Source organism: Endozoicomonas sp. SESOKO4 (assembly GCF_024606275.1).
Genome location: NZ_JAHHPS010000621.1, coordinates 1 through 12806 on the forward strand (window position 1 = coordinate 1; position 12806 = coordinate 12806).

The window sequence follows — 12806 nt, forward strand, 5'->3', positions numbered from 1 at the left end:
GGATAGCCAGTAAACGTCGTACCTTTATCCGGCTGCAGACCACCTCCTTCAGAGACAGGCGAACTGATTTTCGAACCTTTTTCACCCTTTTGTAACAATAACAGCGGAGCAACGTTAGATTTTGGTAAACGAATGGGATCAGGTAAAAAAGAAGAAAGAATCGCATCGACACCATCGCCGGAAACGAATGATGAAATGTGAGGAACTAAAGCCTGACTACTACCCGACAAAAGCAGGATAGGCACAATAAAAACAAAAGTCATAAAACACCTGAGCTTCAAATAGAGATAACGAAGTCATTCTAGACAAGAAGCTCAGATTTTCCTGACTCCAGGATCTTAATACCGCACGAGACGTTGACTCGCGTTAGAAATGGGCAGAATTTCAGCACTGACTGCGGCACCACAAGTCGAATCTGAGATTTCCAACCTCAGAGTTAGCCAAAATACGACTTTGGATACCTGATTCCCCGTGCTTTTTGACTGAATTCAAAGAAACTTGTAAAGAGAGTCATTAATGCTCACCGGGGCACTGCTGAGCTTATATGAAACTCAGTTCAGGTAATGCTCCTCAAGGTATTGAGCAACAGCATCATGATTGCATTGACCGATCACCTGATGATCGGGAAGTTTTGCTTTCAAACGCTCTGTAGCATTTCCCATAACCAATCCTTTGCCAACAACCTGCAACATCTCAACATCGTTCATGCCGTCACCAAAGGCTACTGCGTCTTTGGGCTTTAGTCCTTTGAGTTTCATGACTTCTACCAGAGCCGCACCTTTACTCACGGCTGGCGCCATGACCTCAAGACAGGTATCCAGGGAGAAAGCCATATTCACGGAGTCGCCGAAAGCTTTATGAATATCCTGCTCCAGACCAAGTAACTCATTATGCTCTTTGGCTACAAAGAACACTTTGATAATCTTGTCGACAGGAATCGTATCCAAATCCTGCAGGGTGTAACTGAAACCTGTGTCCTTGTGAAACTTCAACAGGTTTTCATGGTGCTGCTCGACATACCATTTATCTTCACTGTACACACTTTGAAACACGGTTTCGCTGTATCGGCGGCCAATCGCAATTAAAGGCTGGATAAACGCAGGATTGAGATCATGGCTGACGATCATCTCCCCCTGAGGATTGTGTGCACGTGCACCATTAGAAGTAATAGTGAACATGTCGATGTCCAGCTGTGCCCTCATCTCTTCAACATCCAGGTGATGCCTGCCAGTAGCAAAGACAAAACGGATACCCTGACTACTTAAACGACGAATAACTTCTTTTGTGCGGGGCGCTAGCTCATGCTGGTCATTGAGAAGAGTACCATCAAGATCAGAGACAACAACGGGATACATGCATACCTCATCGGAGAGTGCGTTTTATCTGTATCCTGACACTAGCAGCCATGATAACACTGCTTTCTTGGCCTGCTGAATGACACAGTGATAACCAGATAAAACAGGTGTATTGGTCTCTAAATTATGCACATTGGTCTCACTTTCTGACAATAGCCGAATATACCAAAGATCATGAGTTAAGTATTCTCAGACTGCTATAACCAGCAGGGTTAGCCCTTAAGGAACATCAAAAGAAAGAAGCCGCTGGATAGCGGCTGCGGTAAGAGAGGATTATTCGAATGTTATCTCACCATCTGTGAGTGTTGCCATGATGACATCACCGGGAGAGTATTGACCGGACAGTATGGATTCTGCCAACGGATTCTCAATACTGCGCTGTATGGCCCGCTTCAATGGCCGGGCACCGTAGACAGGATCGAAACCCACTTCAGCCAGTTTCTTCATTACTTGATCAGAGACTTCCAGAGACAGACTGTTTTCAGCAAGACGTTTGTTCAGTCGGCTCAACTGAATAGCCGCAATACCTTCTATCTGCTTTTCAGTTAACGGATGGAAGACCACCAGCTCATCAACACGGTTGATAAATTCAGGTCTGAAGTGAGCTCCCACTACATCCATAAGCGTTGATTTTAGTGCTTCAAAATCTTCACCCTGCATGGTCTGAATGACATCAGAGCCGAGGTTGGAAGTCATAACAATAACAGTATTTTTAAAGTCTACCGTTCTTCCCTGACCGTCGGTTAAACGACCATCTTCCAATACTTGCAAGAGAATATTGAAAACATCAGGGTGAGCCTTTTCTACTTCATCCATCAACACCAACGAATAGGGTTTACGACGCACAGCCTCTGTCAGATACCCTCCCTCTTCATAACCCACATAGCCAGGAGGTGCTCCCAGCAGACGGGCAACAGAGTGTTTTTCCATAAATTCGGACATGTCGATGCGAACAATAGCGTCTTCTGTATCAAACAGAAATTCCGCCAACGCCTTGCACAACTCTGTCTTACCGACACCGGTTGGCCCAAGAAACATGAAGGAGCCATTAGGTCTATTGGGATCGGCCAGACCCGCTCTGGAACGGCGAACAGCGTTAGAAACAGCGACTACTGCTTCGTCTTGACCAATGACACGACCATGAAGTGCGTCTTCCATCTTCAAGAGTTTTTCACGCTCACCTTCGAGCATTTTGGCAACAGGAATCCCGGTCCAGCGGGATACGACTTCAGCAATCTCTTCATCCGTGACCCGATTGCGGAGCAGCTTGGTTTCTCCACCTGACTCAGCAGCGTCTGCTTCTGCCAGCTTCTTTTCCAGCTCAGGCAGCTGGCCATACTGAATTTCTGACATTTTGGCGAGGTCACCGGAACGCTGCGCCACCTCCAGAGCGATCAGCAGTTGCTCACGCTCTTCCCGTAACTTCTGAGATCCCTGCAGAACGACTTTTTCGGCCTTCCAGATGTCTTCAAGGTCTGAGTAATCTCTTTCAAGACGGCTCACTTCTTTGTCGAGCAGAGCAAGCCTCTCTCTGGATGCCTTATCGTCTTCTTTTTTGAGCGCTTCCTGTTCGATTTTCAACTGAATCAAGCGACGTTCCAAACGATCCATTTCTTCTGGCTTGGAATCCATCTCCATGCGGATACGACTGGCTGACTCATCAATCAGATCAATGGCCTTATCAGGCAGTTGTCTGTCAGTAATATAGCGCTGGGACAGTTTTACCGCAGCGACAATGGCCGGGTCGGTAATGTCAACACCATGATGAGCTTCATAACGCTCTTTCAGACCACGTAGAATAGCAATAGTGTCTTCTTCTGTAGGCTCATCCACCAGTACTTTCTGGAAACGACGCTCCAGCGCTGCATCTTTTTCAATATATTGCCGGTATTCATCCAGTGTCGTCGCACCAACACAATGTAGCTCTCCCCGGGCCAGAGCAGGCTTGAGCATATTACCAGCGTCCATAGCACCTTCTGCTTTACCGGCTCCTACCATGGTATGGAGTTCATCAATGAACAGGATGATCTGTCCCTCCTGTTTGGACAGCTCATTAAGTACCGACTTTAAACGCTCCTCAAATTCGCCCCTGAATTTGGCCCCGGCAATCAACGAGCCCATATCAAGCGACAAAAGCCTTTTACCCTTGATACCGTCAGGCACTTCGCCATTAATAATTCTTTGAGCCAGTCCTTCAACAATGGCGGTTTTGCCGATACCGGGCTCACCAATAATCACCGGATTATTTTTGGTACGCCGTTGCAACACCTGAACAATGCGTCTTATTTCGTCGTCCCGTCCAATGACAGGGTCCAGTTTGCCTGCTTCAGCCCGCTCAGTAAGATCAATGGTGTAAGTCGCCAGAGCATTGCGATTATCTTCCGCATTGGGATCATTGACCGCTTCGCCTCCCCTGAGATTGTTGATGGCATTTTCCAGAGCCTGCTGGCTTACCCCTTGCCCTTTCAGCACACTGGAAACGGACGAGTGCCCCTCCATCATCACCAGAAGAACGGTTTCACTGGAAATAAACTGATCCCCGCTTTTCTGGGCCTGCTTATCGGCCAGGTTAAGCAAACGGATGGTTTCCTGGGACGGTTGAATATCGCCGGTTGGATTATTGATGACTGGTACCTGATCCATTAGCTTCTCGAGCTCATCAACCAGCTGCTGCAAATTAAAACCCACCTGACTCAAAAGAGGCTTGATGGAACCACCCGGCTGATTCAGCAGCGCCAATAACAGGTGGACAGGTTCTATCTGATTGTGATCTTTACTCAGAGCCAGTGACTGAGCATCTGACAATGCGGATTGCAGCTTACTGGTGAGTCTGTCTGCTCGCATAGCTAGTTCTCCCGCGCTTTATTAATTGCCGACAGGGCGGCTTCTGTCATGTATATTGCGGCAGAATCGATCTTTTCAAGACTTGGCTTTCCCAGCCCTCCCGAAGTGGCTAATATCTTGGTGCCTGCTAGATTGAAGGGTTTTGATTTGATCCGAGATAACCTTCAATACTATGAAAAAATTATGGAACCCGCCCGCTCAACAGCATCGACCAACCCCATCTGATCCGTTATCTGCAACACTTTTTTTGATATTTGCCTTTATCATCACCCTTTCTCTTGAGGCAATGGCAGCGTCTGCCAACCCGGAAGACAGTCTCGTTGTCATTTTCAACGATCTGTCTTCGACAGGCTTTTGTCTTGGCGTTGTGACAGGAGAGAAAGAAATCACGACTACAGCCCTCTGCGCAAAAAACGGTGGGTTTGGCAACTACTCTATCTTCATCAGCCCGGAAGACCTCAGTTACTGGGAATATTTCACTCAACCTTACTGGCAATCAGAAAGAAACAAACAGGAACCCATTAGAGAGAACCAGATAGTAACCATCACTTTGGAACAGCGCCCGGAAAATACAAACATTGCCAAAGTTTCCAGGCGAGCAACCCCAATCAAGGCAACGCCTCTCTGGAAGTGTCTTGCTATGAACGGAGATTGGAACGATGCTCAGTGGAAATGGCAAATGTACCGGGTAAGACCTCTGAATCTTAGCACAGCAGCCTATACAGCCCCTCCCAAACAACTGCCCGAAAGTCTGAAGGTCTGGTACTTCGATAACACTGTTGCAATATTTGACCGGGATGGTGCCCTGATAGGCTTCTCCTATTGTCCGGAAGCTGCCTTCACCGCCCCTTCAGATGAATTCAGGATATACTCCGTTGACTATCAATCGGGAGAATATATAAACCATCAAGAATTCTAAAGCTGAATACAAACCACCAAAATGTCCCGACCGGATACCATCAGCCTTTACCTGGTTCAACACTTTTGCTTGTGTCACCTGCCAGGATAATTGTGACTTTCTCAGTCTTGGGTCGTGCACAGCAAAGCAGGAACTCACCTTCAGGGGGTGCAATGGAGATCTCACGATCGTAGAAAGTATCCCCTGCTACCAGCCGGGAGGCGCATGAATGACATACACCCATACGGCAAGCGTTAGGGGGTGTCAGGCCGTATTCTTCAGCCAGTTCCAGCAGTGAAAGATTGGGACCTGCATCCCATTTCGCAACAACCCCATCGGGTAAGAAAGTGACCTCAGCGGTTTCCACTACGGGCGGAGGCGGTGCTCCCGGTTCCGTTCCAAAGCTTTCGGTGTAGATCTGATGGGCGTTGGCTTTAAGTGCCAGCAGCGCTTCACGAACATGAGTTTGAAAAGTCTGTGGTCCACAGAGAAAGAACAGCAACTCATAGGGTGGCATATCTATCCGTTTATCACCGTCCATAATGTAAAGCCCGTCCAGCTTCTCAGCAATTATATCCTTCGTAAGATGGCCCTGATAATCGAAACGACCGGACGAAATGTCATTTTTGGTCGGTCGGGAAAAAATATGAATAACTTCGACATTGGGGAGTGCTCCTAGCTGATCCAATTCATCCCGGTGCGCCTGATGAATGCCATCCTGAACCGCGTGAAAGAAATATACAGGTGGGTAGTTTTTTACCGACGTGTGTGCTTTTAGCATGGCTAAAAGAGGGGTCAACCCAATCCCGCCAGCAAACAAAACCACGGGTTTTGGATTGCCGCGTGCAAGGGTAAACTGACCCATGGGGGAAGATACGCGAAGGTTGTCTCCCACCGCCAGTGTCCCATGCATATATGCACTACCGGGCCCGCCGGGAGAGCGCTTAATGGTCATACGGTAGTGGTCAGGGTCATCCTGAAAGTCGCTAAGACTCCAGACTCGGGTGATTTCTTCTTCAGCCAGCGGTACTTTCACCGTCAGGAACTGGCCAGCCAGTGCTCCTGCCAAGGGTGCCTCTCCATCTGGTGCTTCAAGCCAGACTGATTTTGTGTCTGGCGTCTCCTGACGGATGTCTTTAACCCTCAGTGCGCGAGAGCCTGACCAGCGACCTTTTGATAACTGCGCCCGATCTCGCTCCGCTGCGATTTTTGATGTTAAGAAGAAAGAAGACATCGGACTCAGGCCTTCAAGCTCTGACATCGCCTGCATCTGATCCAAGCTGGCTGTGCCCGCAAAAAGTGCTTTAGAGATGTTCAGCGCCAGAGTACGTGGCTCTGATTTGGCTTCGACCTGTACTTGATCCCCGGCGACGATGGTACCTGTTTTAACTACATTCAGGTAAATGCCACTATGACCTGAGATTGCAAACTCCGGAATAAAGCTATCCGGCTGCCCCAACCGCCAGCACACTTTGAAGCATGGAATACGAGGCCCGGAAACGGATAGCACTACTTCATCGCCTATGCGCAAAACATCTCCCACTGCCAGAGCGACCTCATCCAGCCCGTCTATAACGAGATTTTCTGCAAACCGACCCATTGGCCAATCTTCATCGTTGCCGCCAAGACGTTCTTTCCAGTACGCATAAGTAGTCGTTGAAACAACATAGATATGGTCGTTATGGACAGCTACCTCATTACCCTCAATACCACTTGCATGAACCCTTACCGGGCCATGCACCTCAAATTTCAGGTAAGCCGTTGTAACACCGTGACCGCGTATGTTATGGCGCTTTGTTTTTCCAATGCAGATCGCTGTGAGTTTCATTTTTTTATACCAGTCCTGCTTAGTCATCCCTTTAAGCCGAAGCCTGAACAGTTAACATGAATCATTCACAACTGAAGTTCGACAAAAGATCAATCGCTTTGATTTACAACCCATTTATTTTCCTGAAACTTTGATTTTTGCTCTTTCTTAAGTTTTGTCAACAAACCTTCTTCATACTGACACATTGCTTCTCTATTCTGCCCTGACAATTTTAAAAAACACCTGTCATGGATTGAATATGGCTATAACAAGAAGACGTTTCTTTCAGGGAGCTGCCCTGGGGATTGCTACACTGCCGCTGCTCAAAACCTTTGCGAGCAGCCACCAACCCTTTCAGCACGGTGTAGCCAGTGGCGACCCCCTGACCGATCGGGTAATCCTCTGGACCCGGATCACTCCCGATGCCGACCCTGGTTTTCAACAGGCCATTATTCCCTATTCCTGGGAAATGGCCCTTGACCCGCAGATGAACCAGATAGTCCGGTCCGGCGAGGGCGTTACCGGCCCTCATGTTGACTACACCGTTAAAGTTGATGCCGAGAGCCTGGTATCAGGCACTGTCTATTACTACCGATTCTTTTCTAATGGAAAACCTTCACCGGTGGCCAGAACAAGGACTTTACCGGAAGGACACCTGAACAGATTGAGACTGGCGTTCTGCTCCTGCTCTAATTATCCGGCGGGCTACTTTAACGTCTACCGGGAGATTGCCCGAAGATCCGAGTTGGATGCCGTACTCCATCTTGGAGACTACATCTATGAGTACGGTCCCGGTGGCTTTGGAACAAACAATAACCTTGGTCGTAGCCCGCTGCCTGCAAAAGAAATAACAGTACTTCAGGACTACCGACAGCGTTACGCCCAATACCGAACCGATCCGGATTTGCAAGAAGTTCACCGTCAGCACCCTTTCATCTGCGTCTGGGACGACCATGAATCGGCTAATGATTCATGGAAAGGCGGAGCCCAAAACCATAACTTTGGTGAGGGCATCTGGGAATCACGCCGCAACGATGCCATTCAGGCTTATTTTGAATGGATGCCCATCAGGGAGAGTGGCATTGTTGACCAGTTTGGACAAAAAAACCATTTATCGGAGATTCCGATTTGGTGACCTGATTGATCTCTTTATGCTGGACACCCGACTGACGGGGAGAGACCGGCAGGCTCTGCCATTGTCTGCCAAAGCCGCTAAAGATCCGTCAAGAAGCCTGTTGGGTACGGATCAGGAGCAATGGCTGCATAATGGCTTAAGCCAATCCATGAACGAAGGGATTCGCTGGCGGGCACTTGGACAGCAGGTCTTGATGTCACAACTCACCATCAATTCGAATCTTCCTATCCTCATGGATCAATGGGATGGTTATCAGGCATCCCGACAGCGACTGTTTGATCACATTCAAAATCAGGGTATCAATAATTTGATGGTTCTGACCGGCGACACTCACAGCTCATGGGCTTTTGATCTGGCGCCTGAACCGCGCTTTCCTCACTACGGACGGATTTCAGGTTTTGGCGCACTGGGTGGAGAGTTTGGGACCCCCGCAGTCACATCCGGGTTTTCTGAAAAGACAGGTCTTGCCAAAGTGGCCTCACTGGCCCTGGACGGTGCTCTGCCGAACTTGAAGTGGACAAACCAGAGTGAAAAAGGCTATGTGTTGCTGGATATCAGTCACAGTCGGACGAAAGCTCACTGGTACCACGTAGACACGGTAGCCAGCAGAAACTACAACCACTATCTGAAGAGAGTGTATAAACAGAATGATGGTGCCAATCACATTCACAGAGCCTGGTCGGAAAGTAGCCCGGGCGAGTCACCCGCTCCAGCGCCTGATCTTGCCAATTTATTTGAAGGACTGAGGCAGCGCTATTATAGCTAGTAGTGAGCCACAGGAAGTGCCCTCATTGAGAGCACTTCCGATCTATTCAATCCAGACCAATGTGGCTAAACGTCCGGACTGGACGCCATCCCTCCGGTAAGAGAACCAGCGGTCATCCTCCTTGTAGGTACAGAAATTGCCGCCACTGATTTGTGTCACGCCCAGCTTATCCAACCGAAACCTTGCCAGTTGATAGAGATCGCCATACCAACGGTCACCTTGGCCTGGAATAAAAGCCGTCTCCATTTGCAGATCAGAATTCAGAAAAGCGTCACGAACTTCAGGCCCCACTTCAAAATGAGACTGGCTGATGGCTGGACCCAACCAGACCATTAACTGGTCGGGTTCATCGCCCATAGCTTCAGCCGTGGCTTCCAGGACGCCTGCCTGAAGCCCTTTCCAACCGGCATGAGAAACAGCAACATGGGTGCCGGATCTATTGCAAAAAATAACCGGGAGACAATCCGCCGTTAAGACAGCACAGGGTAACCCCTGCTTATCTGTCCAAACCGCATCACCTTCTCTCTCAATGTTATCCGGCCTGGCCATGACCACTTTAGTACCGTGAACCTGTTTAAGCCACTGAGGCCTATACCGCCATTGACGGTTCTCACCCAGCAACGCCCTGTTTTTTTCTACCACATCAGGATCATCACCGGATCGCAGCCCCAGATTGAAACTACTGAAAGCGCCCCGACTGTAACCCCCGGTTCTCAGTGTTACAGCAGCCCTCACACTTTCGGGCGCAGGCCAGTCCGGAAGCAGGTAACGATCTTCAGACATATTCGGTTCTCTCTATTACGATGCCTTGGGAACCTGAGTTCCCCGAAAAAAAACAGGGTATCCTGCTCAGGACTCTTTAGCGTCTTCTTTTAGTACATCCAGTAGCGCAGAAAAGTCATCCGGCAAAGGTGCCTCCCACTCCATATAATCATCTGTCACCGGATGCATAAGGCCCAGTCTCCCGGCATGAAGAGCCTGATGCCTGAAGCCTCTGAGAATCTCTTCCAGAACGGGAGAGCATCCCTTTGGAATTCTCAGGCGGCCAGCATACAAATCATCCCCCACCAACGGGAAACGAATATGGCTCATATGTACTCTGATCTGGTGAGTTCTCCCCGTTTCCAGTTTACAGCGGACATGGGTATAAGCATTAAATTTCTCCAGAACCCGGTAATGAGTCACAGAGGGTTTGCCGCTGGGTACCACCGCCATCCGGAGACGATGCGTCGGGTGACGGGCAATCGGTTCATTAACCGTTCCGCCAGCCGTCATGACGCCCTGAACCACCGCCTCGTATTCACGACTGACACTTCGGTCCTGAAGCTGAGCCACCAGATCGGTGTGAGCTGCCAGGTTTTTGGCCACCACCATCAGCCCCGAGGTATCCTTATCCAGTCGGTGCACGATGCCCGCCCTGGGCACCGAGGCCATCTCGGGGTAATGATATAACAGGCCATTCAACAAAGTACCTGAGTAATTCCCTGCCGCCGGATGAACCACCGTTCCCACCGGTTTATTGATGACCAGAATGGCATCGTCTTCATAAATAATATTCAGTGGGATGTTTTCAGGTTCCCAGCGTTCTTCATTATCGACTTCAACACTGAGTGTTAGCTGCTCGCCACCGATCAGCTTGTCTTTAGGCTTTTTCTTCTGGCCATCCACCCGCAAATCACCGTTTTTGATCCACTCCTGAAGACGTGCTCTGGAAAAGTCCGGAAAGCAGCTGACCGCAATCTGGTCCAGTCTTTTGCTTCCCAGTTCATCAGGCACAACGACCTGCTGATTGATCTGCTCACTCATCAAATACTTCTCAGGTTAGAGGGGCCTGGGCGAGCGCTATTCCCGGTCAGACCCCTGTGTCAATCAACAAAAAAATCTCAGCCACCGAAGGACAAATGCTGCAATAAAACAGGTCAATAAAAATGTTCAGCCTCCTGAAAGCAGTAGATTGATATTAATAGACCCGGTTTCTTTTCGTTTTACGGCGGACTGTGTTTAAATTGGTTGGATAAAGGCGGGAAGTTTATCACATCACTGGGTCTGGCTGGACTATGCTCAAAACTTTATCATCAACCTGCTTCCCTGCTGTTAAGTTCGTGGGGAGCACCAGCTCTCCTCACAATCATGCCGGAGTAAGGAAACTGTAAACACCATGACAATACTCAAAACCACATACTCGCGCCTGACAGGTCTGTTCCTTGCTGCGGTGGTTCTGGCAGGATGCTCCTCGACCCCTGAGAAAAAAACGATCCCGGAATCCCTGACTGAGGCCGAGCTCTACCAGACGGCCAACCAGTCGCTGAATAACCAGAGTTATACGAAGGCTATAGACTATCTGCGTGCACTGGAGTCACGCTATCCCTTCGGTTCTTTTGCGGAGCAGGCTCAGCTGGATTTGGTCTATGCCTATTTCATGAATGTAGAGCCTGAAGCCGCCAGAGCTGCAGCGGACCGTTTTCTTCGCCTGCACCCACAGCACCCCAATGCAGACTATGCCTATTACATCAAAGGCCTGGCCTCTAATACGGCTGCTATGGGCCTCATCGAACGTTACCTGCCACTGGACAACACAAAGCGCGACCCTGGTCAGGCTCGTCAATCCTTCAACGAGTTTCGTGAATTACTGACACGCTATCCGGACAGCAAATACGCACCGGATGCCCGTCAGCGGATGGTAGCCCTGAGAAATCGTCTGGCTGATTATGAAATTCATGCAGCCAATTACTACATGAAACGTAAAGCCTACGTAGCGGCAGTGAATCGTGGCAAGTACGTTGTTGAAAATATGCAGAGAACCCCGGCAGTAGAGCCTGCACTGGGTATCATAGTGGAAGGTTATCAACGACTGGGGCTGACAGAGCCTGCGAATGAAGCCCTTGATGTTTTGAAACTGAACTTCCCGAATTCGAAACTGCTCAATGACCAGGGGGAATTCATCGGCTATCAGTCCTTCGGTGATGTCGACCCCTCACTGCTCTATACCGTGTCATTCGGCCTGCTGGGTGATTCAGGTGTTGAGAAGCAGAAAACGCAGACTCCTGTCGCTCCCAAGCCTCCCGAAGACGAACAGTAATATCCCGGCTTCCAGCTGGAAGCCGCACGACCTTGCGGTTTACTAATTCAATGCCAACGACTGTGAAATGCCCAAAATGCGGCAAAGAAGTGGAATGGAAGAAAGAAAACACGTTTCGACCCTTCTGCTCCCGACGATGCAAGTTGATTGATCTGGGAGCCTGGGCAAATGAAGAGCGCTCGATTCCCGGAGACCCTGCTTTTGATGATCTGTTGTCCGGCGAGATCGATGACCATCTAAAGCACTGAGAAACCTTTGCCTACACCCAGCTCCTCGGGCCAGGAGCCCTGATTCAAGAGGGCTTTTGCCTGAGAGCGCTTAAACTCCAGAACTTCATACATGGCCTCACGAAGCTCTGGTTGATGCATATGCTCAGCCAGCTCGCTCAAATGCTGATCTGACAGCTCGGCAATTCTCTGCAATGCTGACTCTATCGATCTTTTGACCTGATCATCTGGCATCTGCTCAACCATAGTCAACAGAGTATTCTTTCCTCGATACTGAACTCTGTGCAATCTTGATGGCTGCAAAAGCTTCTGGGTAAATTCATCCATAGTGCAGTTCTTCGGGAGGGAAAATTGATTATAAAAAGACATACCAAAATCAATGCTGACTAACTTGCCAGTGATGAGCTCATCCCCCTTTTCAACGTTCATCAGCTCATCACCTTCGGCGTGCTTGAATAAGTAATTATCAAGTTTCAGATAATCCTGATCGCCCAGAAGAAAACGCCTCATGACAAGATTGGTGACCGGATTATGGTCATCAGCAAACTGGCAAATGGAAGGGAATAATGTTTGATGAAAGTAAGTATCGCCAGGATAGAAACCTTTAAGGTCTTTGGATGCCACACAATGATCCTGACGCTTTTCATCCAGACTGTAGCGATGCATGTATTCCTGCCCATAATGCATAACTTTCT

The 12806-nt window shown here is 49.1% G+C and carries 12 protein-coding genes; 5 read left to right on the forward strand and 7 right to left on the reverse strand.

All coding sequences use genetic code 11. The features are described 5' to 3' along the window. The 3 genes from KDK16_RS12100 to clpB all read right to left on the reverse strand — a co-directional run. Positions 1-263 (reverse strand): hypothetical protein (locus KDK16_RS12100; protein WP_257276316.1); only part of this gene is annotated, 263 nt, incomplete at its 3' end. 288 nt (positions 264-551) lie between these two features. Next, complete coding sequence (locus tag KDK16_RS12105) at positions 552-1355, reverse strand: Cof-type HAD-IIB family hydrolase (protein WP_257276317.1); 804 nt, start codon at positions 1353-1355, stop codon at positions 552-554. 273 nt (positions 1356-1628) lie between these two features. Continuing rightward, positions 1629-4199, reverse strand: coding sequence for an ATP-dependent chaperone ClpB (gene clpB, locus KDK16_RS12110; protein ID WP_257276318.1), 2571 nt, complete (start codon positions 4197-4199; stop codon positions 1629-1631). Between the two features lie 172 nt (positions 4200-4371). On the opposite strand from clpB, the gene KDK16_RS12115 reads away from it, so the two are divergent. After that, entirely contained in the window at positions 4372-5118 is a 747-nt protein-coding gene (locus KDK16_RS12115; protein WP_257254665.1) for a hypothetical protein, read from the forward strand. Positions 5119-5158: 40 nt separating this feature from the next. On the opposite strand, the gene KDK16_RS12120 is transcribed toward KDK16_RS12115, so the two are convergent. Then, the gene (locus KDK16_RS12120) at positions 5159-6952 is read right to left on the reverse strand and encodes an MOSC domain-containing protein (RefSeq protein WP_257276319.1); all 1794 of its coding nucleotides are present in this window, start codon (positions 6950-6952) and stop codon (positions 5159-5161) included. A gap of 211 nt (positions 6953-7163) precedes the next feature. Here KDK16_RS12120 and KDK16_RS12125 point away from each other — a divergent pair, with 211 nt between their 5' ends. Next, the gene (locus KDK16_RS12125; RefSeq protein ID WP_257276320.1) at positions 7164-8039 is read left to right on the forward strand and encodes an alkaline phosphatase; all 876 of its coding nucleotides are present in this window, start codon (positions 7164-7166) and stop codon (positions 8037-8039) included. After that, positions 7987-8805 (forward strand): alkaline phosphatase, encoded by an 819-nt coding sequence (locus KDK16_RS12130; protein WP_257276321.1) that lies wholly within the window; start codon positions 7987-7989, stop codon positions 8803-8805. The genes KDK16_RS12125 and KDK16_RS12130 overlap by 53 nt, the downstream gene beginning before the upstream one ends. Before the next feature lie 42 nt (positions 8806-8847). Here the strand turns inward: KDK16_RS12130 and pgeF are convergent, their stop codons facing one another. Together pgeF and rluD are read right to left on the reverse strand one after the other, a co-directional pair. Beyond that, on the reverse strand, positions 8848-9588 hold the full coding sequence (gene pgeF, locus KDK16_RS12135; protein ID WP_257255408.1) for a peptidoglycan editing factor PgeF: 741 nt from the start codon (positions 9586-9588) through the stop codon (positions 8848-8850). 66 nt (positions 9589-9654) lie between these two features. Continuing rightward, positions 9655-10611: a 23S rRNA pseudouridine(1911/1915/1917) synthase RluD gene (gene rluD, locus KDK16_RS12140; protein ID WP_257255409.1), complete on the reverse strand. Its 957-nt coding sequence runs from the start codon at positions 10609-10611 to the stop codon at positions 9655-9657. Between the two features lie 352 nt (positions 10612-10963). Here rluD and KDK16_RS12145 point away from each other — a divergent pair, with 352 nt between their 5' ends. Then, positions 10964-11884 carry an outer membrane protein assembly factor BamD gene (locus KDK16_RS12145; protein WP_257276322.1) on the forward strand — a complete coding sequence of 307 codons (921 nt, stop codon included), beginning with the start codon at positions 10964-10966 and terminating at the stop codon, positions 11882-11884. A gap of 32 nt (positions 11885-11916) precedes the next feature. Continuing rightward, a complete protein-coding gene (yacG, locus tag KDK16_RS12150) occupies positions 11917-12132 on the forward strand; it encodes a DNA gyrase inhibitor YacG (protein ID WP_373690987.1) in 216 nt (71 codons plus the stop codon). Here the strand turns inward: yacG and KDK16_RS12155 are convergent. Continuing rightward, on the reverse strand, positions 12121-12806 hold a 686-nt coding region (locus tag KDK16_RS12155; RefSeq protein ID WP_257276323.1), incomplete at its 5' end, for a hypothetical protein. The genes yacG and KDK16_RS12155 overlap by 12 nt on opposite strands.